Annotated in this window: 25 protein-coding genes; 17 read left to right on the top strand and 8 right to left on the bottom strand. The window is 67.8% G+C overall.

All coding sequences use genetic code 11. From position 1 onward, the window contains the following. Positions 1-10: 10 nt before the first annotated feature. The 5 genes from iscA (at position 11) to iscX (ending at position 3,538) form a co-directional block, all read left to right on the top strand. The gene (gene iscA, locus CUJ89_RS11715; protein ID WP_114178589.1) at positions 11-334 is read left to right on the top strand and encodes an iron-sulfur cluster assembly protein IscA; all 324 of its coding nucleotides are present in this window, start codon (positions 11-13) and stop codon (positions 332-334) included. Positions 335-428: 94 nt separating this feature from the next. Next, positions 429-956: a Fe-S protein assembly co-chaperone HscB gene (gene hscB / locus CUJ89_RS11710; RefSeq protein WP_114178590.1), complete on the top strand. Its 528-nt coding sequence runs from the start codon at positions 429-431 to the stop codon at positions 954-956. 54 nt (positions 957-1,010) lie between these two features. Further along, entirely contained in the window at positions 1,011-2,879 is a 1,869-nt protein-coding gene (gene hscA / locus CUJ89_RS11705) for a Fe-S protein assembly chaperone HscA (protein WP_114177462.1), read from the top strand. Positions 2,880-2,967: 88 nt separating this feature from the next. Then, complete coding sequence (gene fdx, locus CUJ89_RS11700; RefSeq protein WP_011657374.1) at positions 2,968-3,309, top strand: ISC system 2Fe-2S type ferredoxin; 342 nt, start codon at positions 2,968-2,970, stop codon at positions 3,307-3,309. Positions 3,310-3,328: 19 nt separating this feature from the next. Continuing rightward, the gene (iscX, locus tag CUJ89_RS11695) at positions 3,329-3,538 is read left to right on the top strand and encodes a Fe-S cluster assembly protein IscX (protein ID WP_114177461.1); all 210 of its coding nucleotides are present in this window, start codon (positions 3,329-3,331) and stop codon (positions 3,536-3,538) included. 122 nt (positions 3,539-3,660) lie between these two features. On the opposite strand, the gene CUJ89_RS11690 is transcribed toward iscX, so the two are convergent. From CUJ89_RS11690 to CUJ89_RS11670, 5 genes are all read right to left on the bottom strand, one after another. Continuing rightward, entirely contained in the window at positions 3,661-4,383 is a 723-nt protein-coding gene (locus CUJ89_RS11690) for a glycine zipper 2TM domain-containing protein (RefSeq protein WP_114177460.1), read from the bottom strand. 348 nt (positions 4,384-4,731) lie between these two features. Beyond that, positions 4,732-6,258, bottom strand: coding sequence for a lysine--tRNA ligase (gene lysS / locus CUJ89_RS11685; protein WP_114177459.1), 1,527 nt, complete (start codon positions 6,256-6,258; stop codon positions 4,732-4,734). Positions 6,259-6,330: 72 nt separating this feature from the next. After that, positions 6,331-7,435, bottom strand: a protein-coding gene (gene prfB, locus CUJ89_RS11680; protein WP_114177458.1) for a peptide chain release factor 2 whose coding sequence is annotated in 2 segments (ribosomal slippage) — positions 6,331-7,353 and positions 7,355-7,435 — 1,104 coding nt in all. Because the reading frame shifts where the segments join, the coding sequence is not laid out codon by codon here. A gap of 162 nt (positions 7,436-7,597) precedes the next feature. Further along, entirely contained in the window at positions 7,598-9,295 is a 1,698-nt protein-coding gene (gene recJ / locus CUJ89_RS11675; RefSeq protein ID WP_114177457.1) for a single-stranded-DNA-specific exonuclease RecJ, read from the bottom strand. 15 nt (positions 9,296-9,310) lie between these two features. Further along, positions 9,311-10,387 carry a regulator gene (locus CUJ89_RS11670; RefSeq protein WP_201752236.1) on the bottom strand — a complete coding sequence of 359 codons (1,077 nt, stop codon included), beginning with the start codon at positions 10,385-10,387 and terminating at the stop codon, positions 9,311-9,313. Between the two features lie 150 nt (positions 10,388-10,537). Here CUJ89_RS11670 and CUJ89_RS11665 point away from each other — a divergent pair, with 150 nt between their 5' ends. The 9 genes from CUJ89_RS11665 to ftsB all read left to right on the top strand — a co-directional run bounded on the left by CUJ89_RS11665 (position 10,538) and on the right by ftsB (position 21,507). After that, positions 10,538-11,791 carry a lipoprotein-releasing ABC transporter permease subunit gene (locus CUJ89_RS11665; RefSeq protein ID WP_114177456.1) on the top strand — a complete coding sequence of 418 codons (1,254 nt, stop codon included), beginning with the start codon at positions 10,538-10,540 and terminating at the stop codon, positions 11,789-11,791. Beyond that, positions 11,784-12,542: a lipoprotein-releasing ABC transporter ATP-binding protein LolD gene (gene lolD, locus CUJ89_RS11660; protein ID WP_415859026.1), complete on the top strand. Its 759-nt coding sequence runs from the start codon at positions 11,784-11,786 to the stop codon at positions 12,540-12,542. Before CUJ89_RS11665 ends, lolD begins: the two co-directional genes overlap by 8 nt. A gap of 64 nt (positions 12,543-12,606) precedes the next feature. After that, complete coding sequence (locus CUJ89_RS11655) at positions 12,607-13,395, top strand: TatD family hydrolase (RefSeq protein WP_114177454.1); 789 nt, start codon at positions 12,607-12,609, stop codon at positions 13,393-13,395. Positions 13,396-13,452: 57 nt separating this feature from the next. Next, a complete protein-coding gene (locus CUJ89_RS11650; protein WP_114177453.1) occupies positions 13,453-15,936 on the top strand; it encodes a DNA internalization-related competence protein ComEC/Rec2 in 2,484 nt (827 codons plus the stop codon). Between the two features lie 136 nt (positions 15,937-16,072). After that, entirely contained in the window at positions 16,073-16,918 is an 846-nt protein-coding gene (locus CUJ89_RS11645) for an alpha/beta fold hydrolase (RefSeq protein ID WP_114177452.1), read from the top strand. Between the two features lie 179 nt (positions 16,919-17,097). Further along, complete coding sequence (locus CUJ89_RS11640; RefSeq protein ID WP_114177451.1) at positions 17,098-18,759, top strand: CTP synthase; 1,662 nt, start codon at positions 17,098-17,100, stop codon at positions 18,757-18,759. Further along, positions 18,756-19,610: a 3-deoxy-8-phosphooctulonate synthase gene (gene kdsA, locus CUJ89_RS11635; protein WP_114177450.1), complete on the top strand. Its 855-nt coding sequence runs from the start codon at positions 18,756-18,758 to the stop codon at positions 19,608-19,610. The genes CUJ89_RS11640 and kdsA overlap by 4 nt, the downstream gene beginning before the upstream one ends. 106 nt (positions 19,611-19,716) lie before the next feature. Then, positions 19,717-21,000, top strand: a complete 1,284-nt coding sequence (gene eno, locus CUJ89_RS11630; protein WP_011352544.1) for a phosphopyruvate hydratase — start codon at positions 19,717-19,719, stop codon at positions 20,998-21,000. A gap of 81 nt (positions 21,001-21,081) precedes the next feature. Further along, positions 21,082-21,507, top strand: coding sequence for a cell division protein FtsB (gene ftsB, locus CUJ89_RS11625; protein WP_114177449.1), 426 nt, complete (start codon positions 21,082-21,084; stop codon positions 21,505-21,507). An 89-nt stretch (positions 21,508-21,596) separates the two neighbouring features. On the opposite strand, the gene CUJ89_RS11620 is transcribed toward ftsB, so the two are convergent. The 3 genes from CUJ89_RS11620 to CUJ89_RS11610 form a co-directional block, all read right to left on the bottom strand. Further along, positions 21,597-21,947 (bottom strand): hypothetical protein, encoded by a 351-nt coding sequence (locus tag CUJ89_RS11620; protein ID WP_114178587.1) that lies wholly within the window; start codon positions 21,945-21,947, stop codon positions 21,597-21,599. A gap of 136 nt (positions 21,948-22,083) precedes the next feature. Next, positions 22,084-23,034, bottom strand: a complete 951-nt coding sequence (locus CUJ89_RS11615; RefSeq protein ID WP_114177448.1) for an Hsp33 family molecular chaperone HslO — start codon at positions 23,032-23,034, stop codon at positions 22,084-22,086. 25 nt (positions 23,035-23,059) lie between these two features. Continuing rightward, positions 23,060-23,584 (bottom strand): gamma carbonic anhydrase family protein, encoded by a 525-nt coding sequence (locus CUJ89_RS11610; RefSeq protein ID WP_034183575.1) that lies wholly within the window; start codon positions 23,582-23,584, stop codon positions 23,060-23,062. Between the two features lie 140 nt (positions 23,585-23,724). On the opposite strand from CUJ89_RS11610, the gene CUJ89_RS11605 reads away from it, so the two are divergent. From CUJ89_RS11605 to CUJ89_RS11595, 3 genes are all read left to right on the top strand, one after another. Then, positions 23,725-24,582 carry a ferritin-like domain-containing protein gene (locus CUJ89_RS11605; RefSeq protein ID WP_114178586.1) on the top strand — a complete coding sequence of 286 codons (858 nt, stop codon included), beginning with the start codon at positions 23,725-23,727 and terminating at the stop codon, positions 24,580-24,582. A gap of 198 nt (positions 24,583-24,780) precedes the next feature. Further along, positions 24,781-25,671, top strand: a complete 891-nt coding sequence (locus CUJ89_RS11600; RefSeq protein WP_114177447.1) for an alpha/beta fold hydrolase — start codon at positions 24,781-24,783, stop codon at positions 25,669-25,671. An 82-nt stretch (positions 25,672-25,753) separates the two neighbouring features. Then, entirely contained in the window at positions 25,754-26,584 is an 831-nt protein-coding gene (locus tag CUJ89_RS11595; RefSeq protein ID WP_201752235.1) for a 3',5'-nucleoside bisphosphate phosphatase, read from the top strand. Positions 26,585-26,632 lie beyond the last annotated feature (48 nt).

Here is a 26,632-nt window from a genome sequence, read left to right as displayed (position 1 = left end):
CAAGGACATCATGGCAATTACACTGACCGAAAAAGCAGCACAGCACGTCCAGAAATACCTCGTCCGTCGCGGCAAGGGTGTGGGCCTGCGGCTTGGCGTTCGCACGACCGGGTGCTCGGGGCTCGCGTACAAGCTCGAGTATGTCGACGAGCTGGCTCCCGAGGATCAGGTGTTCGAGAGCCATGGCGTGAGGGTCATTGTTGATCCGAAGAGCCTCGCGTACATCGATGGCACCGAGCTCGACTTCGCACGCGAAGGCCTGAACGAAGGGTTCAAGTTCAACAACCCGAACGTGAAGGACGAGTGCGGCTGCGGCGAATCGTTCCGCGTGTGACGCGGATCTCCGCGCGACGCGGGCAAGAGGCGGCACAGGCCGCCTTTTTAATGTGCGGCGCTTGCCGCGCGACGAACCGGAATTGAACGCGACGATGGTCTCGCTGAAAGACAGCCACTTCGACCTGTTTCACCTGCCGGCGCAATTCGCGCTCGACGAGACGGCGCTCGACGCCGCCTATCGAACGGTGCAGACACAGGTGCATCCGGACCGCTTCGCAGCGGCCGGCGACGCACAGAAGCGCATCGCGATGCAATGGGCCACACGTACGAACGAGGCGTACCGCACGCTGCGCGATCCGCTGAAGCGCGCGTCCTATCTGCTGTCGCTGCGCGGCGTCGACATCGGCGCGGAAAACAACACCGCGATGGAGCCTGCGTTCCTGATGCAGCAGATGGAGTGGCGCGAGGGCATCGAGGATGCCGCGGCCGCCCGCAACGTCGACGCGCTCGACGCGCTGCTCGCCGAGTTGCGCGACGAGAAGCGCGTGCGTGTCGAGCGCCTCGGCACGCTGCTCGACAGCGGTGCCGATCAGGCGGCTGCCGAGGCCGTGCGCCAACTGATGTTCATCGAACGGGTCGCGTCGGAAGTGGGCGCGCAGATCGAGCGCCTCGAAACTTAACCGCGTGCCTTGCGGCGCGCGCAGCAAACGGGCCGAGCGCCCGAACCAACCAAGATGGCTTTACTGCAAATTTCCGAACCGGGCATGGCGCCGGCGCCGCATCAGCGGCGACTTGCCGTCGGGATCGATCTCGGCACGACCAACTCGCTCGTCGCGGCCGTGCGCAACAGCGTGCCCGAAGTACTGCCGGACGAAGCGGGCCGTGTGCTGCTGCCGTCGGTGGTCCGTTATCTCGAGAAGGGCGGCCGCCGCATCGGCCACGAAGCGAAAGAGCAGGCCGCCACCGATCCGCGCAACACGATCGTCTCGGTCAAACGCTTCATGGGGCGCGGCAAGACCGAGGTCGAAGGCGCGGCGAACGCGCCGTACGAATTCGTCGATGCGCCGGGCATGGTGCAGATCCGTACCGTCGACGGCGTGAAGAGCCCGGTCGAAGTGTCGGCCGAGATTCTCGCGACGCTGCGCTATCGCGCCGAAGATTCGCTCGGCGACGATCTGGTCGGCGCGGTGATCACGGTGCCTGCGTATTTCGACGAAGCACAGCGCCAGGCGACCAAGGATGCCGCGCGCCTCGCGGGCCTCAACGTGCTGCGCCTGCTGAACGAACCGACCGCTGCGGCGATTGCCTACGGCCTCGACAACGCGGCCGAAGGCCTCTACGCGGTGTATGACCTCGGCGGCGGCACGTTCGACCTGTCGATCCTGAAGCTGACGAAGGGCGTGTTCGAAGTGCTGGCCGCGGGCGGCGATTCCGCGCTCGGCGGTGACGACTTCGACCATGTGCTGTTCGACCACGTGCTCGCGCAGGCCGGCATCGGCGCCAAGACGCTCGCGCCCGAGGACGTGCGTCTGTTGCTCGACCGTGTGCGCGTGCTGAAGGAAGCGCTGTCATCCGCGCCGCAGGCGTTGCTCGACGTGACGCTGTCCGGCGGCGCGCACCTCGTGCAGACGATCTCGCACGACACGTTCGCATCGCTCGTCGAGCCGCTCGTGCAGCGCACGCTCACACCAACCCGCAAGGCACTGCGCGACGCGCAGGTGACGCCGGCCGACATCAAGGGCGTCGTGCTCGTCGGCGGCGCGACGCGCATGCCGGTGATTCGCGACGCCGTCGCGAAATACTTTGGCCAGCCGCCGCTCGTGAACCTCGATCCGGACCAGGTCGTTGCGCTCGGCGCGGCGATCCAGGCCGACCTGCTCGCAGGCAACCGCGGCACCGGCGACGATTGGCTGCTGCTCGACGTGATTCCGCTGTCGCTCGGTGTCGAGACGATGGGCGGCCTCGTCGAGAAGATCATTCCGCGCAACTCGACGATTCCGGTCGCGCGCGCGCAGGAATTCACGACTTTCAAGGACGGCCAGACCGCGATGGCGATCCACGTCGTGCAGGGCGAGCGCGAGCTCGTTGCCGACTGCCGGTCGCTCGCGCGCTTCGAGCTGCGCGGCATTCCGCCGATGACGGCCGGCGCCGCGCGCATTCGCGTGACCTATCAGGTCGACGCGGATGGCCTGCTGTCGGTGTTCGCACGCGAACAACTGTCGGGCGTCGAAGCGTCGGTCGTCGTGAAGCCGTCGTACGGTCTTGCCGACGACGACATCGCGAAGATGCTCGAGGACAGCTTCAAGACCGCCGAAATCGACATGCGCGCGCGCGCGCTGCGCGAAGCACAGGTCGAGGCCGAGCGGATGATCGAGGCAACGCAGGCCGCGCTCGCGGCCGATGGCGAACTGCTCGATGCGGACGAGCGCACGCAAGTCGATGCGTTCGTCGTGGCGCTGCGCGCGGTCGCGCAGGGCGACGATACGAACGCGATCGAAGCGGCGACCAAGGCGCTGGCCGACGGCACCGACGAATTCGCGGCGCGCCGGATGGACAAGAGCATCAAGCGCGCACTGTCGGGCCGCCGGATCGACGAGATCTGAACCCACGAACTGCGCGTGGGCCGGCGACGGCCCGCGCGATAATGAACCGTGCGGCGCCAGGCGCCGCACCCTGACTGACGGAACGGACATGCCTCAACTGGTGGTGCTGCCTCACGTCGAACTGTGCCCGGACGGCGCAGTGATCGACGCGACGCCTGGCAAGAGTATCTGCGACAACCTGCTCGACCACGGGATCGAGATCGAGCATGCATGCGAGAAGTCGTGCGCATGCACGACCTGCCACGTGGTGATCCGCGAGGGCTTCAACGATCTGGAGCCGTCCGAGGAGGACGAGGACGATCTGCTGGACAAGGCGTGGGGCCTCGAGCCGACGTCGCGCCTGTCGTGCCAGGCGATCGTGCAGGAAGATTCGGACCTGGTGGTCGAGATTCCGAAGTACTCGATCAACCACGCGAAGGAAAACCACTGACAGGAACCGGAGGCAGGCGATGAAATGGACCGATTCGCGTGAAGTAGCCATTGCGTTGGCGGGCAAGTACCCGGACATCGACCCGCAGCGGATCAATTTCGTCGAGCTGCGCCAGTGGGTGCTCGAACTCGACGGCTTCGACGACGATCCGAAGCACTCCGGCGAGAAGATCCTCGAAGCGATCCAGGCGCACTGGATCGACGAATCGGACTTCGACGACGAGGACTGAGTTCGGCGTGCGCCGCGATGGCGCACCCGGCCCAAATGAGAAAACGGCGCGTGAGCAATCGCTCACGCGCCGTTTTCGTTTTCAGGTCTCTTGCCCGCGCACGACGCGCGGGCAGGGGACGGTCACGCGCCGACCAGCGTGCCGTTCTCGATCCGCACGCGCTGGCCCTGGCCGAACGGCGGCGGGTTGTGGTACGTGAACGTGCGCGTCGCGCCGCTTTCCATCTGCACTTGCACCTGATAGTCGGTTTCCGCACGCACCTGCTTCTCGACCTGGTTGCCGGCGAGACCGCCGCCCAGCGCGCCGACGATCGTCATCGCGGTGCGGCCGTTACCGTTGCCGAACTGGTTGCCGAGCAGGCCGCCGGCCGCAGCGCCGCCCACGGCGCCGATCCCCGAGCTCTGGCCCGGCGTGCGCGTCTGCGAGATCGCGACGACCGTGCCGCAGCTCTGGCAGTAAGCCTGGGCGGGCGCCGACGGCTGCTGCGCATATTGCGGCGGCTGGGGCGCCTGCGTGTGACGGCGGTGCGGCGTCGCCGGGCGCGGCGCGGGCTTCGGTTCGGCCTGCGCGATGGCCTTCTGCTGCGCGGCCTGTTCGGCTGCCTGCTGCCGGGCTTGCGCGGCCAGCGCGGCGCTTGCGGCTGCGGCCGTATCGACGGCCGGCTGCGACGCGATCAGCGCAGCCTGGGTCTGGCCGTTCTGTTCGTTGCTGCTGCTGGCCTTCGGGAAGACGCCCGTGATCGCTGCCGTCGCCGCGAGGCTGGCGACGATGACGGCGCCGGCGGCGGTGGCGATGAGCGGGTGGAGGCGTTGCTTTTGCGGCGTGGTCTGATTCTGGTTGTCCATTTTTCTCTCCGATGTCGATCCGGATCGGCACTGCGGCGCCGGGCCGGATCCCACGCTTCGGGATCGAGCAGACTTGGCGTTCCGGCGCCTTGTTCTGGTCCCGTGGTCATGCGTGGTGACGCAAAAGGAGTGTCGTCGAGCGGCGAGGGGCGCACCGTATCAAGGTGTAACGAATTGCAGCGGGGCGTCGGCGGTCGTTACCGGGAAAACCCGGGGCAGGCTGTCGCGACGAGGGAATAAAACGGGGGAGGATCGAAAGCCGGCGGACACCGGCTGGCGGGATTTACGCGTCGTTACAAAGCTGATGCGTGCGCGCCACGGGGCGCGGCGCACACGCGAGCGCGGCCGTCAGTCTTCGCGGCGCAGATGGGGGAACAGCAGCACGTCGCGGATCGTCGGGCTGTCGGTCAGCAGCATCACGAGACGGTCGATGCCGATCCCGCAGCCGCCGGTCGGAGGCATCCCGTATTCGAGCGCACGGATGTAGTCGGCGTCGAAGAACATCGCTTCCTCGTCGCCCGCGTCCTTCTGCTCGACCTGCTTCTTGAAGCGCGCGGCCTGGTCTTCCGGATCGTTCAGCTCCGAGAAGCCGTTCGCGATCTCGCGGCCGGTCATGAACAGCTCGAAACGCTCGGTGATGCCCGGCACCGTATCCGATGCGCGTGCGAGCGGCGACACCTCGACCGGGTAGTCGATGATGAACGTCGGTTCCCAGAGCTGCGCTTCGGCGGTTTCCTCGAACAGCGCGAGCTGCAGCGCGCCAATGCCCGCGTTCAGGAACGCCGGCTGCGCGACGTCGACGCCGAAGCGCTTCAGTTCGGTGCGCACGAACGCGTCGTCCGACAGCTGGCCATCGGTGTACTGCGGCGCGTACTTCTGGATCGCCTGCGTGATCGTCAGGCGATGGAACGGCTTGGCGAGATCGATCTCGCGGCCCTGGTACTGGATCGTCGCGGTGCCGAGCGCATCGATCGCCGCCTGGCGGATCAGTTGCTCGGTGAAGTCCATCAGCCAGCGATAGTCGGTGTACGCGGCGTAGAACTCCATCATTGTGAATTCCGGGTTGTGACGCGGCGACACACCTTCATTCCGGAAGTTGCGGTTGATCTCGAATACGCGCTCGAAGCCGCCGACGATCAGGCGCTTCAGGTACAGCTCCGGCGCGATGCGCAGGAACATCTGCATGTCGAGCGCATTGTGATGCGTGACGAACGGCTTCGCGGTCGCGCCGCCCGGGATCGGGTGCAGCATCGGCGTCTCGACTTCCATGAAGTCGGCGTTGTCCATGAACTTGCGGATCGACGCGATCGTCTTGGTGCGCGCACGGAACGTGTCGCGCGTTTCCGGCGTGACGATCAGGTCGACGTAGCGCTGGCGATAGCGCATTTCCTGGTCGGAGAGGCCGTGGAACTTGTCCGGCAGCGGGCGCAGCGCCTTCGACAGCAGGCGCAGTTCCTTGCACTGGACCGACAGCTCGCCCTTGTTGGTGCGGAACAGTACGCCGCGCGCGGCGACGATGTCGCCGAGGTCCCACTTCTTGAATGCGTCGTAGGTTTCCGTGCCGACGTCGTTCGGCGTCACGAAGAACTGGATCTGGCCCGAACCGTCCTGCACCGTCGCGAAGCTCGCCTTGCCCATCACGCGCTTGAGCATCATGCGGCCGGCGACCGACACCTCGACCGGGTTCGCTTCGAGCGCGGCCTTGTCCGAGTCGGCGAATTTCACCTGCAGATCGGCCGCGTGATGCGTCGGCCGGAAATCGTTCGGGTAGGCGACGCCTTGCTCGCGCAACGCGCGCAGCTTGTCGCGGCGCTCGGCGATGATCTGGTTTTCGTCCGCTGCGACGGCGGGCTGCGTTTGAGTCGGTTCGGTCATGATGGTCGGAATTCGGAGTGGGTGCGGCAACGCAAACGGGAAGGGCGGCGCGGCTTGGCCGCGCCGCGGCGCTTACACGCCCTGTTTGAGGCTCGCGCTGATGAAGTCGTCGAGATCGCCGTCGAGCACCGCACGCGTGTTGCTCATTTCGACGTTCGTGCGCAAATCCTTCACGCGGCTCTGGTCGAGCACGTACGAGCGGATCTGGTGGCCCCAGCCCACGTCGGTCTTGCTGGACTCGAGCTTGTCCTGCTCGGCCTGGCGCTTGCGCATTTCGGCTTCGAAGAGGCGCGACTTCAGCATCGCCATCGCTTCCGCGCGGTTGCGGTGCTGCGAGCGGTCGTTCTGGCACTGCACGACGATGCCGGTCGGCATGTGCGTGATCCGCACGGCCGAGTCGGTCTTGTTGATGTGCTGGCCGCCCGCGCCCGATGCGCGGTACGTGTCGATGCGCAGGTCGGCCGGGTTGACCTCGACTTCGATCGAGTCGTCGATTTCCGGATAGACGAACACCGACGAGAACGACGTATGGCGGCCGCCCGACGAATCGAACGGCGACTTGCGCACGAGGCGGTGGATGCCCGTTTCGGTGCGCAGGTAGCCGTACGCGTATTCGCCCGAGACCTTGATCGTCGCGTTCTTGATGCCGGCGACGTCGCCGTCGGACTCTTCGAGCACTTCGGCCTTGAAGCCCTTGCGTTCGCAGTAGCGCAGGTACTGGCGCAGCAGCATCGACGCCCAGTCGCAGGCCTCGGTGCCGCCGGCGCCGGCCTGGATGTCGATGAAGCAGTTGTTCGGATCGGCCGGGTTCGAGAACATCCGGCGGAACTCGATGTCGGCGACGCGCGCCTCGAGTTTCGCGGCGTCTTCCTCGGATGCGACGAGGGTGTCTTCGTCGCCTTCCTCGCTGGCCATCTCGAACAGGTCGAGCGCATCGCGCAGGTCGCTATCGAGCAGCGTCAGCGTCGACACGACGCCGTCGAGCAGCTTCTTTTCGCGGCCGAGCGCCTGGGCGTTCTTCGAATCGCTCCAGACGTTCGGGTCTTCGAGTTCCTTGTTGACTTCGATCAGACGCGCAGACTTGGCGTCGTAGTCAAAGATACCCCCGAAGCTCGCCCGCGCGCCGGCGCAGGTCGAGCAGGGAGCTTTCGATCGCGTTGAGACGTTCCGCTTCCATGATCGTTTCGCTTTTAGTGCTTCGTAAAAAAGCGGAATTATAGCCGATCGGACGGGTGCTCCGGTGACGCGGGCGGCACGCGCATGCGTGTCGTGGCCCCGTCGGACGCGGTCGGGCGGCGCCGGGCGTGCTGCGTGCGCGCCGTGTGCGCGGCGTATGCGATTACGCGGCTGCGTGCTCGACGACCAACTGCACGCGCGTGACGCCGTTCCACGTATCGGCGACGAGGCGGTACGCGACGAATGCGCTCGCCGGCAGCGGCTCCGTGTGGTTGAACCAGATCGCGTTGAAGCGCTGGCGGCCGCGCGCGAGCTGCAGCTTCAGGTGCTTTTCCTTCACGAGCGACTGCGACACGACGTCGAATTCGCCCGAGAAAAGCGGGGCCGGAAAGCCTTGCCCCCAGACGGCCTCGTCGAGCAGCCCGACGAACTGCGGCGTGAAGTACGCATCCTCGAGTTCGCCGTCGGTCTCGATCACGCGAGCGAGCGCGTCGTCGGACAGCCATTCGCGCGCGACGGCCTCGAACGCGGCCGCGAAGCGCGGCACGTTCTCGGTGTCGAGCGTCAGGCCGGCCGCCATCGCGTGGCCGCCGAACGCGACGATCAGGTCCGGTTCGCGTTTCGACACGAGGTCGAGCGCGTCGCGCAGGTGGAAGCCGGCGATCGACCGGCCCGAACCCTTGACCCGCTTGCCTTCCTCGTCGGCGTGCGCGAACGTGAACGACGGGCGGTGGAATTTTTCCTTGAGCCGCCCGGCGACGATGCCGATCACGCCCTGGTGCCACTCGGGGTTGAACAGCGTGATCGTGCACGCGTCGGCCGGATCGACGTCGGCGAGATCGGCGAGCGCCTGCTGCTGCATGCCGGCCTCGATCTCGCGGCGCTCGCGGTTCATCACGTCGAGCTGCTGCGCGAGATCCCACGCGCGGCCGATATCGTCGGTGATCAGGCACTCGATGCCGAGCGACATGTCGGAGAGCCGCCCGGCGGCGTTGAGCCGCGGGCCGAGGCCGAAACCGAGGTCGAAGCCCGATGCCGTGCGCGCTTCGCGCGCGGCGGCGCGGAACAGCGCGGCGATGCCCGGCTGCATGCGGCCGTTGCGGATGCGCTGCAGCCCCTGCGCGACGAGCACGCGGTTGTTGCCGTCGAGCCGCACGACGTCGGCGACGGTGCCGAGCGCGACGAGGTCGAGCAGGCCGTCGAGGCGCGGCTCGGCTTCCTTGCTGGCGAAGGCGCCGCGGCGGCGCAGCTCGGCGCGCAGCGCGAGCAGCACGTAGAACATCACGCCGACGCCGGCGATATGCTTGCTCGGGAACGCGCAGCCGGGCTGGTTCGGGTTGACGATCGCACGGGCGGCGGGCAGCGCGTCGCCGGGCAGGTGGTGATCGGTCACGAGCACGTCGATGCCGCGCGCGTTCGCGGCTTCGACGCCCGCGACGCTCGCGATCCCGTTGTCGACGGTGATCAGCAGGTCGGGCTTGCGCGCGGCCGCGAGCTCGACGATTTCGGGCGTGAGGCCGTAGCCGTATTCGAAGCGGTTCGGCACCAGGTAGTCGGTCTGCGCGCCGAACATCCGCAGGCCGCGCACCGCGACCGCGCACGCGGTCGCGCCGTCGCAGTCGTAGTCGGCGACGACGAGCAGGCGTCGTTGGTCGGCGATCGCGTCGGCGAGCAGCGACGCCGCGTCGGCGCAGCCTTTCAGCTCGGTGGGCGGGACGAGGCGCGCAAGCGCGGTTTCGATGTCGGTGGGGGACTGCACGCCACGCGACGCGTACAGGCGCGCGAGGACGGGGTGCAGGCCGTGGCGCGCGAGCACTTCGGCGTCGGCGGGCGCGACGGGGCGGGTAACGATCCGGGTCATTCGGGGTCCGCTTTGTTATTCGAACAGGGAGGCGAGCGCGCGGCGGCGCCAGAACTTGCGCAGGTCGCCGCGCGTCGCGTGCAGCGTCACGGAACTCGTGTCACCGCACAGCGTGAAATCGACGCCCGCCAGCTCGCCGTTCTGCAGCGCGGCGAGCGCCGGCGCGAACCAGTTGCGTTCGAGTGCGGCGAGCGCGTCGTGCCAGCGCGCCCAGTCCTGCTCGATGAACGGGGTGGTCAGCACCGGCAGTTCGACGAGCGTCGCGCCGTCGGCGGCGGGCAGCGCACCGAACGCGGCCGGCGGTGCACCGGCGTCGACCTGCGCGGCGCGCGCGAGGCCGAGCGCCGCGGGCGACGCGGACAGCACGTGCGCGAACGGTTTGCCGACCGGCTTCAGCGTGCCCTGCGCATGGAACCAGATCGAATTGACGGCAGGCAGGCCACGCGCCTCGCGGGCTTCGTTGACCGGGTGCTGGAACCATGCCATCTGCACTTCGTTCTGCAATTTCATCCACATCCGCGAGCGCTCGCCCGTGCGTGCCTCGTGCGGCAGCCAGATCTCGATGTTGCGGCCGCTCGCGCGCAGCGGCGCGGCGCCGGCGAGCCGGGCGAGCTGCTCGCTCGACAGGTACCAGCGCGCCGGTTTCGGCGCTGCGAGCCGCACGCCGAGCTCCTCGATCAGCGGCCGCGCGACCGCGAGCAGCGCGGCCGCGTCGCCGTCGTCGAGCGCGAGGGCCGCCGGATCGACGAGCACCAGGTGATCGTGCGCGATTTCGACGTGCACGGGTTCGACGCACGCCCACGCGTGCGCGCCGGGGTCGCCGCCATCCGCCAGCAGCATGTAGGGCGCGAGCGGCGCCTCGTCCGCGGCGTTGCCCTGGGTCGCGCCGAACTGGCGGGCCAGCCAGCGCTCGTGCGGCAGCGTGCGCTGGAAGTCCTCGCCGGCCACGCGCTCGACGAGGCTTGCGCGGGCGAGCAACTTTTCGAGCGCAGGGCTGTCCAGCGTGTGCAGGGACGAGGCCGCATCGGCCGCCGACGGCAGCGCGAACGGAACGAGAAAATGGAGGCGTCGGTCGTGCATGATGGTGCGCATTGTATGGCAAACTGCGCGCGTGATCGGGCCGGCTGACGGCCCGTTCGCGTCCGGCGGCCGTTTTTCGACCGTGCCCGGGCCGGTGGCCGCCGCCGGGCGGCGGTCCGGCCGCGGGGCGCCGCCCCGCCGTAACCAGCAGAAAGGATTCGCTTGAAACTTCCGTACGAATGGCAGATCGGCTGGCGCTATACGCGCGCCGGCAAACGCACGACCGGCAACGGCTTCATTTCCTTCATCGCCCTCGTGTCGATGCTCGGGATCGCGCTCGGCGTCGCGGCGCTGATCGTCGTGCTGTCGGTGATGAACGGCTTCCAGAAGGAAGTGCGCGACCGCATGCTGTCGGTACTTGCGCACGTCGAGGTGTTCTCGCCGACGGGCTCGATGCCCGACTGGCAACTGACCGCGCAGGAAGCGCGCCGCAATTCGTCGGTGATCGGCGCCGCGCCGTACGTCGACGCGCAGGCGCTGCTCACGCGCCAGGACGCGGTGAGCGGCGTGATGCTGCGCGGCGTCGAGCCGACGCTCGAGCCGCAGGTGTCCGACATCGGCAAGGACATGAAGGCAGGGCAGCTCGGCGCGCTCGTGCCGGGCCAGTTCGGCATCGTGCTCGGCGACGCGCTCGCCGGCAACCTCGGCGTGACGGTCGGCGACAAGGTCACGCTCGTCGCGCCCGAAGGCTCGATCACGCCGGCCGGCATGATGCCGCGCCTGAAGCAGTTCACGGTCGTCGGCGTGTTCGAGTCGGGTCACTACGAATACGACAGCACGCTCGCGATGATCAACATCCGCGACGCCGAGGCGCTGTTCCGGATGTCCGCGCCGACCGGCGTGCGGCTGCGGCTGAAGGACATGCAGCAGGCGCCGGAGGTCGCGGTCGAGCTGTCGCATACGCTGTCGGGCAGCCTGTACATCCGCGACTGGACTCAGCAGAACAAGACGTGGTTCTCGGCCGTGCAGATCGAGAAGCGGATGATGTTCATCATCCTCACGCTGATCATCGCGGTGGCCGCGTTCAACCTCGTGTCATCGCTCGTGATGACGGTGACCAACAAGCAGGCCGACATCGCGATCCTGCGCACGCTCGGCGCGCAGCCGGGGTCGATCATGAAGATCTTCGTCGTGCAAGGCGTGACGATCGGCTTCGTCGGCACGGCGTCGGGCGTCGCGCTCGGCTGCCTGATCGCGTGGAGCATCCCGTGGCTGATCCCGATGATCGAGCACCTGTTCGGCGTGCAGTTCCTGCCGCCGTCGGTGTACTTCATCAGCGAGCTGCCGTCCGAGCTCGTCGCGGCCGACGTGATCCGGATCGGGCTGATCGCGTTCGCGCTGTCGGCTGTCGCGACGCTCTATCCGAGCTGGCGCGGCGCGAAGGTGAAGCCGGCGGAGGCGCTCCGCTATGAATGACCGCGCGACCGCATTCGCGGATTCACAACAACACAACAGACAGGATTCGGCAGGTATGCAGGAATACGTGCTTCAGGCGCGCGGGATCACGAAGGCGTTCGTGCAGGGCGGCTTCAACGTGCAGGTGCTCAACAATACCGAGCTGACGGTGCGGCGCGGCGAGAAGCTCGCGGTGGTCGGCGCGTCGGGGTCCGGCAAGAGCACGCTGCTGCACGTGCTGGGCGGGCTCGACGAGCCGAGCGCGGGCGAGGTGTCGCTGCTCGGCAAGCCGTTTACGCAACTCGCCGAACGCGAGCGCAACGAATTGCGCAACCGCGCGCTCGGCTTCGTTTACCAGTTCCATCACCTGCTGCCCGAGTTCACTGCGCTCGACAACGTTGCGATGCCGCTGCGCATCCGCCGGATGACGACCGAGGACGCGCGCGAGCAGGCCCAGACGATGCTCGAGCGCGTCGGTCTCGGCCCGCGCGCGAAGCATCGGCCGGGCGAACTGTCGGGCGGCGAGCGGCAGCGTGTCGCGATCGCGCGCGCGCTGGTCACGAAGCCCGCGTGCGTGCTCGCCGACGAACCGACCGGCAACCTCGACGGGGCGACGGCCGACACGGTGTTCAACCTGATGCTCGAACTGTCCGAGACGCTCGAAACGAGCTTCGTGATCGTCACGCACGATCCCGATCTCGCCGCGCGCTGCGACCGCATCATGCGGCTGCGCGACGGCGTGCTGTACGAAGAGCCGGCGCTGCCGGTGTGAACGCACGCCCTTCGCGCGGTGCCGGGTTCGTCCCGGCTCGGCGCAAGGGCGCAGGAATGCCGCCATGTGGATCGATACGCACTGCCATCTCGACGCCGCCGAGTTCGACGCCGACCGCGACGCGGTCGCGCGGGCGGCGCGCGCGGCCGGCGTGTCGCGCATCGTGATCCCGAGCATCGGGCGCGACAACTTCACGACGGTGCGCGAACTCGCGCAGCACACGCCGGGTGCGGTCTATGCGCTCGGCATCCATCCGATGTATACACCGCAGGCGCGCGACGAGGACCTCGACCGGCTGCGCATGGAAATCGAGGCGAGCCTCGACGATCCGCGCTTCGTCGCGATCGGCGAGATCGGCCTCGATTATTTTGTGCCGGGGCTCGACGAAGGCCGGCAGCAGTTCTTCTACCAGGGGCAACTCAAGCTGGCGCGCGAATTCGACTTGCCCGTGTTGTGCCATGTGCGCAAGTCGCAGGACCGCGTGCTCGCCGGGCTGCGCCGCTTTGGCGTGCGGCGCGGCATCGCGCATGCATTCAACGGCAGTTTCCAGCAGGCCGAGGCGTATCGCGCACAGGGGCTGCATCTCGGCTTCGGCGGCAACTTGACCTTTACGCGCGCGTTGCAGATCCGCCGGCTCGCGGCGCAGTTGCCGCTCGATGCGATCGTCGTCGAGACCGATGCGCCCGACATCGCGCCCGAATGGGCCTACAAATCCCGCAACACGCCCGACCAGGTGCCGCGCATCGGCGACGTGCTCGCCGAGCTTCGCGGCCTGGACGCAAGCTCGGTTTCTCTATCCACTTCGGCTAACGCGCTCGCCGCACTGCCGCGACTCGCACTTTCGTCCGCATAATCGTTGCCGGAAGGCGCCGCATTCGCAATGGCGGCGCCGGGTCGACGAGGAGGCGGGATGCGCGTGTGGTGGATCGCATTCGCGCTCGGCGTCGTCGTGCTGCAGCGGCAGGCGGCGTTGCCGGGTGCGATCGGATGGACGGCCGGTGCGGTCGTGCTCGCGGGCAGCGCGGCGCTGGGAGCGTGGTGCATGCGTCGTCGGCGCATGCGCACGACCGTCGCGCTCGGTTGGATGCTGTGCGCGCTCGCGGCCGGCGTGGCGGGGTTCGGCTATGCGGCGGCGCGGGCCGAATGGCGGCTGCGCGACAGCTTGCCGGTCGAGTGGGAAGGGCGCGACATCGTCGTCACCGGCGTGATCAGGGGGCTGCCCGTCGTCGACGGGACAGGCGCGCGGCTGTTGTTCGCGGTCGAGTCGAACGATGCGGGGCTTGCCCGGTTTCCGCCATTGATCCGGCTGTCGTGGCGCGCGTATGGCCCACCCGCGACACGCGATGCGCTTCCCGACCTGCGTGCCGCGCAGCGCTGGCGTTTCGTCGTGCGCCTGAAGCGCCCGCACGCCGAGGCCAATCCCGGCGTGCGCGACGGCGAGGCGGCGTGGCTCGCCGCAGGCATTCGCGCGATCGGTTATGTCAGCGCGCCCCGGCGGGCGGTATTGCTCGACGCGCGCGCATCGGGATGGCGTGCATCGATCGATCGGCTGCGCGACGCGCTGCGGGCACGTATCGGCGAGACGCTCGGTGTCGACGCAGGGCATCGCGGCATCGTCGCCGCGCTTGCGATCGGCGATCAGTCGGGCATCGGCGACGACGACTGGCGCGTGCTGCGCAATACGGGCACGAGCCACCTGGTCGCGATTTCCGGCCTGCACGTCGGGCTCGTCGGCGCGATCGCGGGCGGGCTCGTGTCGATGGTCTGGCGCCGCCTGCGCTGGCGCGCGCGCGCCGCGCCGCTCGTGTTGCCGGCGCCGTACGCGGCGTCGCTTGCCGCGCTGGCGGCCGCGGCCGGCTATGCGGCGCTCGCCGGCTTCAACGTGCCGGCGCAGCGCGCGTGGTGGATGATTGCGGCCGGCGGCATCGCGTACCTGGCCGGACGCAGCGTGCCGACGTCCGCGGTGCTGTGCGCGGCGCTCGGCGGCGTGCTGCTCGCCGATCCGTGGGCCGTGCTGTCGGCCGGGTTCTGGCTGTCGTTCGGGGCGGTCGCCGTCATCCTGCTGACCGTCGCCGGCTGGCGCGCGGTGCGGGAGGTCGACGCGGAAGGCGGGGAGGACAGCGACACGGCAGGCATATCGAGCCGGTTGCGCGCGTGGGGCGCACGCGCCGGACGCCGTATCGCGGAGGCCACGCGCGTGCAGTACGCGGTGACGATCGGTCTCGCACCGCTGACCGCGGCATGGTTCGCACAGATTTCCCTGTCGGGCCCGTTCGGCAATGCGTTCGCGATTCCGTGGGTCAGCTCGGTCGTGACGCCGATCGTGCTGGCCGGCATCGCGTCGCCCGCCCCGTTCGATGCGTATGCGTTCCGGCTCGCGCACGCGGCGCTCGAACCGATGATGACCTTGCTCGGGCACCTCGCCGACTGGCCGGCTGGCGTGTTCTGGCTGCGCATGCCCGACTGGCCGGTGCTGGCGCTTGCGTGCGTGGGCGTCGCATGGGCGCTGATGCCGCGAGGCTGGCCGTTGCGCTGGGCGGCGCCGCTCACATGGCTGCCGCTCGTCGCGCCGGCACCCGATGCGCCGCCGCCGGGCGGTTTCCGGCTGACCGTGCTCGACGTCGGGCAGGGCGCGTCGGTGCTGGTGGAGACCGCGCGGCGGACCTTGCTGTTCGATGCGGGGCCGGGCGCGGAGTCGACCCACGCCGGTGCGCGGATCGTCGCACCGGCGTTGCGGGCGCGCGGCATCGCGGTGATCGATTCGCTCGTGCTCAGTCACGCGGACGCCGATCATGCGGGCGGCGCACCGGCCGTCTACGCCGCAGCCGACGTGCGCCAGCTGCTGGCCGGCATTCCGCCGACGAGCCGGCTGTGGCGCGACGCGGCGGCCGCCGGCGTCGCCGACCGGCTGCCGTGCGCGGCCGGGCAGCGCTGGGCCTGGGACGGTGTCGTTTTCACGATGCTCTGGCCGCAGGGCGGCCCGGGCACGGGCTCGTCGAACGGACAGTCGTGCGTGCTGCGCATCGACGCGGGCGGCACGTCCGCGCTGCTGACGGGCGACGTCGATGCGCGCGCCGAGCGCCGGCTCGTGGATACTGCGCGCGACGCGCTGGCCGCGCAGATCCTGGTCGTGCCGCACCACGGCAGCCGCACGTCGTCGGTCGAGCCTTTCCTCGATTCGGTCGGGCCGCGCGTCGCGGTATTTCCTGTAGGCTATCGCAATCGTTTCGGACATCCGCACCGGACTGTCCTCGCGCGCTACGAGGCGCGCGGGATTCCGCTGCCGCGCACCGATCGCGACGGCGCCGTGCGGTTCGACGTCGCGCCGGCCGAGGGCGGGTTTGCATTCGAGCGTCATCGCGACGTTCGGCGACGGTACTGGATGGACCGGTGACCGCGGCGAGGGCTGGCCTGTCAAGAATGCCCGGGACCGCACAAAGTGCCGAGGCGCGGGCCCGGTAGAACGCGAAGCATGGGGCGGAAGTAAGTGCTAAAGCACTCATTCCCGTCGACAAAGGAGACATCGGCGTTTGAAGGACATCCTCCATTTCTCGCATGCGAACGGCTTTCCGGCGTCGACGTACCGGACGATCTTCGCCGAACTGGCCGACGACTACGAGCTGCGCTACATCGAACGGATCGGCCACGACCGCTGCTACCCGGTGACGCGCGACTGGCCGCATCTCGTCGAGCAGTTGCTCGACGACATCGGCAGCCGCTACGAGCGTCCCGTCTGGCTCGTTGGCCATTCGCTCGGCGGCTACCTGTCGCTGATGGCCGCGCTGAAGAAGCCGCAATGGGTGCGCGGCGTCGTGATGATCGATTCGCCGATCATCGCGGGCTGGCGTGCCGGCGCGTTGCGCGCGAGCCAGTGGGCGGGGCTCGACGAGCGGCTGTCGCCGGCCGCTGCGACGCGCAACCGGCGTACGCGCTGGGTGAGCCGCGACGAAGTCTGGCGGCACTTCCGCGAGAAGCCCGCGTTCGCGCGCTGGGACGAACGGATGCTGGCCGACTACATCGACTACGGCATTCCGCAGGCCGGTGCCGACGGTGAGCGCGCGCTCGCGTTCGACCGGCAGGTCGAATACCTGATCTACCGTACGCTGCCGCACACGCTCGGCCCGCGGCTCGCGCACGGCGCGCCGGTGCCGCTCGGTTTCCTCGCCGGCACGCGTTCGCGCGAGGTGCGGCAGGTCGGGCTCGATGCGACGCGACGCGCGGCGCGCGGCCGCGTCGAATGGCTCGAGGGCAGTCACCTGTTCCCGATGGAGCGGCCGCTCGAGACCGCCCGCGCATTGCAGCGGATGCTGAATTCGCTGAAGGCGGGGGAGGACGATGTTTCGCAGGGCGGCGCCCCGCTCGCGAAGCGCGCCTGACGCCTGGTCCGGCCGCCGGGCTGTGCCGCGGCGTGTGCGGTCGCGCCGACTGGCCGGCCGGTTCATCGCGGCGCGCACGGCTGGTGCTGGGCCGCGCGAAAGGGCGCGATCACCGCGCCATTTGCTGAGAAAAGGGCGGGCTTTACGGTATAATCCGTTTTTCCCGCGAGCATCCAGCGATGACCAAATATGTTTTCGTCACCGGCGGCGTAGTTTCTTCCCTCGGCAAGGGTATTGCCGCCGCCTCTCTCGCCGCGATCCTCGAATCGCGCGGTCTGAAAGTCACCCTCCTCAAGCTTGATCCCTACATCAACGTCGACCCCGGCACGATGAGCCCGTTCCAGCACGGCGAAGTGTTCGTGACGGAAGACGGTGCGGAGACGGATCTCGACCTCGGCCACTACGAGCGCTTCATCAGCACGAAGATGCGCAAGGCCAACAACTTCACGACCGGCCAGATTTATGAATCGGTGATCCGCAAGGAGCGCCGCGGCGACTATCTCGGCAAGACCGTGCAGGTCATTCCGCACATCACGAACGAAATCCAGGCGTTCATCGAGCGCGGGGCGGCATCGGCCACCTGCGGCGAGCCGGATGTCGCGATCGTCGAGGTCGGCGGCACGGTCGGCGATATCGAATCGCTGCCGTTCCTCGAGGCCGCGCGCCAGATGAGCCTGCGCCTCGGCCGCAACAGCGCGTGCTTCGTGCACCTGACGCTCGTGCCGTACATCGCGACGGCCGGCGAACTGAAGACGAAGCCGACCCAGCACAGCGTGCAGAAGCTGCGCGAAATCGGCATCCTGCCGCACGTGCTGCTGTGCCGTGCGGACCGCCGCATCCCCGACGACGAATCGAAGAAGATCTCGATGTTCTCGAACGTGCCGGAAGACGCCGTGATCTCGGTGTGGGACGCCGACAGCATCTACAAGATTCCGCAGATGCTGCACGACCAGGGTCTCGACAAGATCATCTGTGACGAGCTGAAGCTGTCGCCGCACGATGCCGACCTCGGCATGTGGGCGGAGCTCGTCGAGAAGCTGGAGAACCCGAAGCACGAAGTGACGATCGGCATGGTCGGCAAGTACGTCGACCTGACCGAGTCGTACAAGTCGCTGATCGAGGCGCTGCGCCACGCATCGCTGCACACGTCGACCAAGGTCAACATCGAATACATCGACTCGGAAGAGATCGAGGCGAACGGTGTCGACAGCCTGAAGCACCTCGACGCCGTGCTGGTGCCGGGCGGTTTCGGCCGTCGCGGCACGGAAGGCAAGATCGCGGCGATCCGCCATGCGCGCGAGGCGAAGGTGCCGTACCTCGGCATCTGCCTCGGCATGCAGCTCGCGGTGATCGAGTTCGCGCGCGACGTCGTCGGCATGAAGCAGGCGAACAGCACGGAATTCGATCCGGGCACGCCGGAACGCGTGGTCGCGCTGATCACCGAATGGTACGACCGCGAAGGCAAGGTCGAGCAGCGTACCGAGGAATCCGATCTCGGCGGCACGATGCGCCTCGGCTCGCAGCGCTGCCCGGTCAAGCCCGGCACGCTGGCGGAAGAAATCTATGGCAAGGACGTGAACGAACGCCATCGCCATCGTTATGAAGTCAATAACCGCTTCGTGCCCCAGCTCGAAGCCGGCGGCCTTATCATCAGCGCCCGTACCCCGAGCGAGGATCTGCCGGAAATGATGGAGCTGCCGCGTTCGATGCACCCGTGGTTCGTCGGCGTCCAGTTCCACCCGGAATTCACGTCCACGCCGCGTGACGGTCATCCCCTCTTCAAGTCGTTCGTCGAAGCCGCGCTCGCCGGAAAGCAAGCGCGCGCCGGAGTGAAAGCATGAAGCTGTGCGATTTCGAGGTCGGTCTCGACAAGCCTTTCTTCCTGATCGCGGGTACCTGCGTCGTCGAATCGGAGCAAATGACGATCGACACGGCGGGCCGCCTGAAGGAGATCTGCGAGAAGCTGAACGTTCCGTTCATCTACAAGTCGTCCTACGACAAGGCGAACCGCAGCTCGGGCAAGTCGTTTCGTGGCCTCGGAATGGACGAGGGCCTGCGGATCCTGTCCGAGGTGAAGCGCCAGCTCGGCCTGCCGGTGCTGACCGACGTGCATGCGATCGACGAGATCGAGCAGGTCGCGTCGGTCGTCGACGTGCTGCAGACGCCCGCGTTCCTGTGCCGACAGACCGATTTCATCCATGCGTGCGCGCGCTCGGGCAAGCCCGTCAACATCAAGAAGGGCCAGTTCCTCGCGCCGCACGACATGAAGAACGTGATCGACAAGGCGCGCGACGCGGCCCGTGAAGCGGGACTGTCGGAAGACCGCTTCATGGCGTGCGAGCGCGGTGTCTCGTTCGGCTACAACAATCTCGTGTCGGACATGCGTTCGCTCGCGATCATGCGCGAAACGAATGCGCCCGTCGTGTTCGACGCGACCCACTCGGTGCAGCTGCCGGGCGGGCAGGGCACGAGCTCGGGCGGCCAGCGCGAATTCGTGCCGGTGCTCGCGCGTGCGGCGGTCGCGACGGGCGTCGCGGGCCTCTTCATGGAAACGCACCCGAATCCGGCCGAGGCGAAGTCGGACGGCCCGAACGCGGTGCCGCTGAACCGGATGGGCGCGCTGCTGGAGACGCTCGTCACGCTCGACCAGGCGGTGAAGCGCAATCCGTTCCTGGAAAACGATTTCAATTGAAGATCGAATGAACCTTGCGGCGACTTCGCGCGTCAGTAGCGAAAGCGGTTCCGGCACGCACGTCGTCGCAGTTTGAAGAATCCATCGTCATTCTCAGAGGAAACCCATGAGTGCAATCGTAGATATCATCGGCCGCGAGATTCTGGATTCGCGCGGCAACCCCACCGTCGAATGCGACGTGCTGCTCGAATCGGGCACGATGGGCCGCGCGGCGGTGCCGTCGGGCGCGTCCACGGGCTCGCGTGAAGCGATCGAACTGCGCGACGGCGAAGCCGGCCGCTACAACGGCAAGGGCGTGCTGAAGGCAGTCGAGCACATCAATACCGAAATCTCCGAAGCCATCATGGGCCTCGACGCGTCGGAACAGGCGTTCCTCGACAAGACGCTGCTCGAGCTGGACGGCACCGACAACAAGTCGCGCCTCGGCGCGAACGCGATGCTGGCCGTGTCGATGGCCGTCGCGAAGGCTGCAGCCGAAGAGGCAGGCCTGCCGCTGTACCGCTACTTCGGCGGTTCGGGCGCGATGCAACTGCCGGTGCCGATGATGAACATCGTCAACGGCGGCGCGCACGCGAACAACAGCCTCGACATCCAGGAATTCATGATCGTCCCGGTCAGCCAGCCGACGTTTCGTGAAGCCCTGCGTTGCGGCGCGGAAGTGTTCCACGCACTGAAGAAAATCCTGAGCGACCGCGGCATGAGCACGGCAGTCGGCGACGAAGGCGGCTTCGCGCCGAACTTCGGCAGCAACGACGAGTGCCTGTCGACGATCCTGCAGGCGATCGAGAAGGCCGGCTACCGTGCGGGCGAAGACGTGCTGCTCGCGCTCGACTGCGCGGCATCCGAGTTCTACCACGACGGCAAGTACCAGCTCGCGGGCGAAGGCCTGCAACTGTCGTCGGCCGAATTCACCGACTACCTCGCGACGCTCGCCGACAAATTCCCGATCGTGTCGATCGAGGACGGCATGCACGAAAGCGACTGGGAAGGCTGGAAGCTGCTGACCGACCGCCTCGGCAAGAAGGTGCAGCTCGTCGGCGACGACCTGTTCGTCACGAACACGCGCATCCTGAAGGAAGGCATCGAGAAGGGCATCGCGAACTCGATCCTCATCAAGATCAACCAGATTGGTACGCTGACCGAAACGTTCGCGGCGATCGAAATGGCGAAGCGCGCGGGTTACACGGCCGTGATCTCGCATCGCTCGGGCGAAACGGAAGATTCGACGATCGCGGACATCGCGGTTGGCCTGAACGCCGGTCAGATCAAGACGGGTTCGCTGTCGCGCAGCGACCGCATCTCGAAGTACAACCAGCTGTTGCGTATCGAGGAAGATCTCGGCGACATCGCGAGCTACCCGGGTAAATCGGCTTTCTATAACCTGCGCTAACGCGCTACTATCGGGTTCGTCATATCGACGCCGCTCCGCGCGCGATGCACGGAGCGGCCTTCTTATATCTGCGTCTCTTACATGCGGCTTGTCACTGTCGTCCTGATTGCCTTGCTGGCGCTCATTCAGTACCCCCTATGGTGGGGACACGGCGGCTGGCTGCGGGTGCACGAACTGCGTCAGCAGCTCGACGACCAGCTCCAGAAGAATGCCGACGAGAAGCTGCGCAACGAGCGGACCGCGGGCGAAGTGCAGGATCTGCAGAGCGGCACCGCGGCTATCGAGGAGCGCGCGCGCTACGAGATGGGCATGGTGAAGGACGGCGAAGTATTCGTGCAGTTCGTGTCGCCGAATGCGCCGGCGGGGCCCCTGAACAACACGCCTTCGAACACGTCGACGCGCGGTGCCGTGTCCGCGGCGCCGGTGCGTGTCGTGCCGAATCCGCAGTCGATGGCGAGACCGTCGCGGCATCATGGCGGCGACAAGGGCAAGGCGGCGCATCACTGAGCACGACAGCTCGAACCCATTAAAAAAGCGCGGGAAATGCCGCGCTTTTTTATTTCCTGCCAGTCATCAATCGGCCGGGCGATGCACGTTCACCACCACCAGCCCGGGTAGCCGTAGCCGATGCCCGTGCCCCAGCGATTTCCCCATCCGCCGTAATACCCGCCATAGACGGTCACGGGCGGCGGGGAGTAATAGGCCCATGCGCGTGCGGCCGCCTCGGCCGCCATCGCGCTGTTCTGTTCGCGCAGGACCTGCCGGTCGATCTCGTCGTAGCGCTTGCGTTCGGCGCTCGACAGCGCGGGCGGCTGGCCGCCCGATGCGCCCGGTTCGGGCAGGCGGCTCAGGATCGTGGCAGACGGCGGCGGCACTGCGCAGCCGGCAAGCGCGAGCGTGCCGGCGGCAACGCTCGTCACGACGATGATGCGAAACGGGCGATTCATGTGTTTCTCCTGCAGCGCGCCGACGGCGGAAAGCGGGCTTGCGCCGAAGGTCGAGCCTCCGGCGCCGTGCGTGCGACGCTCGTGCGTCATTATGCGCCCGTGCCCGTGCCCGGACGCCGGGCATCGGGCGCGCCGTTCAGTGACGCTGGCCGGTGGCGGGCGCGATGCCGGTCTCGACCCCGGGTGTCGCGAACAACTGCGCGACGTCGACGGGATCGAATTCGTAGCGCTGGTTGCAGAACTCGCAGTGGATCTCGACGTGGCCGCGCTCGACGATCACGCTGTCGACTTCGTCGCGGCCGAGCATGCGCAGCATCGCACCGACCTTCTCGCGCGAGCACGAGCACAGGAAGCGCGTGCCGGCCGGTTCGAAGTGCTGCACGTTTTCCTGCCAGAACAGCCGGCGGAACACGACTTCCGGTTCGACCTCGAGCAGTTCCTTCGCGGACAGCGTGCCGCCGAGCGTGCAGACGCGCTCCCACGTATCGATGTCCGTCTCGGCGTTGCGCGGCACGATGCCGCCGTCGCCCGGCAGCTTCTGCAGCAGCATGCCGACCGCGCGATCGCTGTCGGCCGCGAGCCATAGCCGCGTATCGAGCTGCTCCGAGTGGTGCATGTATTGCTCGAGCACCTGCGACACCGATTCGAGCGGGCCATCGACGCCGTTCAGCGGCACGATGCCCTGGTACGGCTGCTGGCCCGGCAGCTTGTCGGCCGGGTCGAGCGTGATCACGCAACGGCCGTGTCCGCTCGCGTTGACGAGCGACGCGAAACTCGTGTCGTCGCCGATCGTCTGCGCCGCGTCGCCGGAGAACTTCGCGGTGGCCCGCATCGACAGATCCGAACCGCACTGGACAACCAGCATCTGGACCGGCCCGTCGCCGAAGATCTGCATGATCAGGGTGCCGTGAAATTTCAGGTTCGCGGACAGCAGCGCGCACGCGGCCATCATCTCGCCGAGCACCGTGCGCACGGGGGCAGGGTAGTCGCGGCGGGCGAGCACTTCCTGCCACGTATTGCGCAGCGAAACGATCTCGCCGCGCACGGGCGCTGCATTGAACATGAATTTCTGTAACTGGTCGCTCACTCTTCTTCCTTGAAATCCGTGCGAATCACCCGATCCGCACGAGTTGCTCCTTGAAATGCGCACGCCGCTCGACGTACGTCTTCGCGTTCGCGCGCAGTCGCGCGATGTCTTCGGCCGACAACTCGCGCACGACTTTCGCCGGTGCGCCGAGAATCAGCGAGTTGTCCGGGAACGTCTTGCCTTCGGTCACGACCGCGCCGGCGCCAACCAGACAGTTGCGGCCGATGACCGCTCCATTCAAGACCACCGCCTGAATACCGATCAGCGAACCTTCGCCGATCGTGCATCCGTGCAGCATGGCCTGGTGCCCGATCGTCACGTTTTCGGCAATCGTCAGCGGAAAGCCGGGGTCCGTGTGCAGTACCGCGCCTTCCTGGACGTTGCTGCCGGCGCCGACGGCAATCGTCTCGTTGTCGCCGCGAATCGTCGCGCCGAACCAGACGCTCGCGTTTTCCTCGAGCACGACCTTGCCGATGATGGCCGCCGTATCGGCGACGAATACGCTTTCGTGGATCGTCGGGGCCGTATCGCCCAGCTTGTAGATCGTCACGGAGTCTCCTTGTCTCTTCGATGATGGGCGCCGGTAGAATGGCGCGTCTGGTTTGCCCGGCGCATTGCGCCGCGGAACAATCGCATATTGTAAACCGTCGCGTGCGTATGCTCCCGCGCGCATGCAGGGTGTCCCCGTTCATGAGTATGGCGTCTTCTTCTTTCGGCAATGCGCCGGCCTGCGTGCGCGGCACAGCGCTCGACGCGCTGCGTGCATCCGAACCGGCGGCCAAGGCCGCGCAGGTGCGCTCGCTGTACGATGCGCTGCTGGCCGGGCAGGCCGCGATCGCACCGTCGCTCGCACTGCGCGAACCGCCCGATCTGCCAGGACGTCCGGCGCGCCCGCCGCTCGTCGAGCCGCGCCAGCTCGAGCGACGCAGCATGCGTTCGCCCGAAGGGCGCGCCGTGCTGCTGCACGCGCTCGCCCATATCGAGTTCAATGCGATCAATCTGGCGCTCGACGCGGTCTGGCGCTTCGCGGGCCTGCCGGACGCGTTCTACGCCGACTGGCTGAAGGTTGCGGCCGAGGAGGCCTATCACTTCACGCTGCTGTCCGACCGGCTGGCGGCATTCGGGCATGCGTACGGCGATTTTCCCGCGCACAACGGGCTGTGGGAGATGTGCGAGCGGACCAAGGACGACGCGCTTGCGCGCATGGCGCTCGTGCCGCGCACGCTCGAGGCCCGCGGGCTCGATGCATCGCCGCCGATCCGCGCGCGGCTCGTGCAGGCGGGCGACGATGCGTCGGCCGCGATCCTCGACGTGATCCTGCGCGACGAGATCGGTCATGTCGCGATCGGCAACCGCTGGTTCCGGCATCTGTGCGACGAAGCCGGCCGCGATCCCGTGCCGGCCTATCGGCAGCTCGCCGAGCAATACCATGCGCCGCGGCTGCGTGGCCCGTTCAATTTCGATGCGCGTCGCGATGCCGGATTCGAGCAGGCCGAACTCGACGAACTGGCTGCGCAGGACGGGGTGGACGGAAACGCGACGCGTTAGCCGGATCGCGTTCGGCTGCGCTTTGCCTGCCGCCAGCCGGCTCGCGCGCCCGGCGAGTGGCGCTCTCCGGTCTGCCACCCGGCCCGCCCGGCGGGCCTTCGAGCGACCCCGCGGCTAGAGCGGGGCCTCGATTGCCGACCGCCGGAACGAAGGCGTCGCCACTATAATCGAACGATCATTCTTTTTTTGGCGGCTGCAATGAGTGCCTCGAGTTCTGTTTCCGATTTCGTCATGGTGCGCGGCGTCCGGCTGCATGTGCGGCGCTGGGGCCGGCCCGATGCGCCGACGCTGTTCATGCTGCACGGCTGGATGGACGTCGCGGCGTCATTCCAGTTCGTCGTCGATGCGCTCGCGGGCGACTGGCAGGTGATTGCGCCCGATGCGCGCGGCTTCGGGCTGTCCGACTGGCCGGTCGCGCGGCAGGGCGGCGGCCACTACTGGTTCCACGAATACCTGGGCGACCTCGATGCGCTCGTCGACCACTATGCGCCGACCGGCGAAGTCAACCTGGTCGGGCACAGCATGGGCGCGAACGTCGTGTGCCTGTATGCCGGCGCACGGCCGGAACGCGTGCGGCGCGTGATCGATCTCGAAGGTTTCGGGCTCGCGCCCGCGCGGGCCGAACAGGCGCCGCGCCGGCTGCGCGGCTGGCTGGACGAGCTGCGCGAGCCGCCCGCGCTGCGCCCTTACGCGTCCCTCGACGAGGTGGCGGCGCGCCTGACCAAGACCAATCCGCGGCTCGATCCGCGCCGTGCCGCATTCCTCGCCGCGCACTGGTCGAAGCGCGGCGACGACGGCCTCTACCACCTGCTGGCCGACCCTGCGCACAAGATGCCGGGCCCGCTGCTTTACCGGCTGGACGAGGTGATGGCCACCTGGACGCAGGTGCGTGCGAAGGTGCTGCACGTCGAGGCCGTCAATTCACCGACGCTCGCGCACATTGCCGGCGACATCCCGCTGCCGGAGTTCAAGATGCGTTTCAACGCGTTCCCCGACTGGCGCGAGAAGCTCGTCGAGGACGCCGGCCACATGGTGCATCACGACCAGCCCGAGCAGATCGCGGCGCTGATCGAGGCGTTCTGCGCGTAGGTGCGCGACGGCAGCGGCGGGGCAGGCGGGCGGGGCAATTGCCGCATTGCAGTAGAATGAAGCCTTACCTGCCATGCCGACAATGAACGCTGATCTCCACTGCCATTCGAATGTTTCCGACGGGTTGCTGTCGCCTGCCGACGTCGCGCGCCGCGCCCATGCCGGCGGCGTGACCCTGTGGGCGCTGACCGACCACGACGAGATCGGCGGCCAGGCGGCGGCGCGCAGCGAGGCGGAAGCGCTCGGCATGCGCTACCTGAGCGGCGTCGAGATCTCGGTCACGTGGGCGTCGCGCACCGTGCACATCGTCGGCCTGAACATCGATCCCGCGAACCCGGCGCTCGTCGACGGCCTGTACCGCACGCGCCACGGCCGCGCGGCGCGCGCGCTGGCGATTGGCGCGCAGCTCGCGACGCTCGGCATCCCCGACGCGTACGAAGGCGCACTGAAGTACGTATCGAATCCCGACCTGATCTCGCGCACGCACTTCGCGCGCTTTCTCGTCGAGCACGGCCACGCCGAATCGACGTCCGACGTGTTCGATCGCCTGCTCGGCGACGGCAAGCCCGGGTTCGTCCCGCATCGCTGGGCGACGCTGTCCGACGCGGTCGCGTGGATTCGCGCGGCGGGCGGCGAAGCCGTGGTCGCGCATCCGGGCCGTTATCGCTATACGCCCGTCGAATTCGACGCGTTCTTCGGCGAGTTCATCGATCTGGGCGGCCGCGCGATCGAGGTCGTCACGGGCAGCCACACGCCCGACCAGTACCGCGAATACGCGGACGTTGCGCGCCGCTTCGGCTTCGAAGTGTCGCGCGGCTCGGATTTCCATGCGCCGGGCGAAGGCCGCGTCGAGCTCGGCGGCCTGCCGCCGTTGCCGTCCGACCTGACACCGGTCTGGGAGCGCTGGCTCTGACGCCGGGCGGCTGTCCGCCGCCCGCATTGTTGCCGACGCGCGCATCCG

It is taken from the genome of Burkholderia pyrrocinia (genome assembly GCF_003330765.1).
Lineage (GTDB): Bacteria > Pseudomonadota > Gammaproteobacteria > Burkholderiales > Burkholderiaceae > Burkholderia > Burkholderia pyrrocinia_B.
This window is presented reverse-complemented; position numbering and strand designations above follow the sequence as displayed.

Excerpts from the sequence above, each read along its gene's own strand:
- iscA (WP_114178589.1), top strand. The coding sequence starts at position 11 with ATGGCAATTACACTGACCGAAAAAGCAGCACAGCACGTCCAGAAATAC.
- hscB (WP_114178590.1), top strand. The coding sequence starts at position 429 with ATGGTCTCGCTGAAAGACAGCCACTTCGACCTGTTTCACCTGCCGGCG.
- hscA (WP_114177462.1), top strand. The coding sequence starts at position 1,011 with ATGGCTTTACTGCAAATTTCCGAACCGGGCATGGCGCCGGCGCCGCAT.
- fdx (WP_011657374.1), top strand. The coding sequence starts at position 2,968 with ATGCCTCAACTGGTGGTGCTGCCTCACGTCGAACTGTGCCCGGACGGC.
- iscX (WP_114177461.1), top strand. The coding sequence starts at position 3,329 with ATGAAATGGACCGATTCGCGTGAAGTAGCCATTGCGTTGGCGGGCAAG.
- CUJ89_RS11690 (WP_114177460.1), bottom strand. The coding sequence starts at position 4,383 with ATGGACAACCAGAATCAGACCACGCCGCAAAAGCAACGCCTCCACCCG.
- lysS (WP_114177459.1), bottom strand. The coding sequence starts at position 6,258 with ATGACCGAACCGACTCAAACGCAGCCCGCCGTCGCAGCGGACGAAAAC.
- recJ (WP_114177457.1), bottom strand. The coding sequence starts at position 9,295 with ATGACCCGGATCGTTACCCGCCCCGTCGCGCCCGCCGACGCCGAAGTG.
- CUJ89_RS11670 (WP_201752236.1), bottom strand. The coding sequence starts at position 10,387 with ATGCGCACCATCATGCACGACCGACGCCTCCATTTTCTCGTTCCGTTC.
- lolD (WP_415859026.1), top strand. The coding sequence starts at position 11,784 with ATGAATGACCGCGCGACCGCATTCGCGGATTCACAACAACACAACAGA.
- CUJ89_RS11655 (WP_114177454.1), top strand. The coding sequence starts at position 12,607 with ATGTGGATCGATACGCACTGCCATCTCGACGCCGCCGAGTTCGACGCC.
- CUJ89_RS11650 (WP_114177453.1), top strand. The coding sequence starts at position 13,453 with ATGCGCGTGTGGTGGATCGCATTCGCGCTCGGCGTCGTCGTGCTGCAG.
- CUJ89_RS11640 (WP_114177451.1), top strand. The coding sequence starts at position 17,098 with ATGACCAAATATGTTTTCGTCACCGGCGGCGTAGTTTCTTCCCTCGGC.
- kdsA (WP_114177450.1), top strand. The coding sequence starts at position 18,756 with ATGAAGCTGTGCGATTTCGAGGTCGGTCTCGACAAGCCTTTCTTCCTG.
- eno (WP_011352544.1), top strand. The coding sequence starts at position 19,717 with ATGAGTGCAATCGTAGATATCATCGGCCGCGAGATTCTGGATTCGCGC.
- ftsB (WP_114177449.1), top strand. The coding sequence starts at position 21,082 with ATGCGGCTTGTCACTGTCGTCCTGATTGCCTTGCTGGCGCTCATTCAG.
- CUJ89_RS11620 (WP_114178587.1), bottom strand. The coding sequence starts at position 21,947 with ATGAATCGCCCGTTTCGCATCATCGTCGTGACGAGCGTTGCCGCCGGC.
- CUJ89_RS11605 (WP_114178586.1), top strand. The coding sequence starts at position 23,725 with ATGAGTATGGCGTCTTCTTCTTTCGGCAATGCGCCGGCCTGCGTGCGC.
- CUJ89_RS11600 (WP_114177447.1), top strand. The coding sequence starts at position 24,781 with ATGAGTGCCTCGAGTTCTGTTTCCGATTTCGTCATGGTGCGCGGCGTC.
- CUJ89_RS11595 (WP_201752235.1), top strand. The coding sequence starts at position 25,754 with ATGAACGCTGATCTCCACTGCCATTCGAATGTTTCCGACGGGTTGCTG.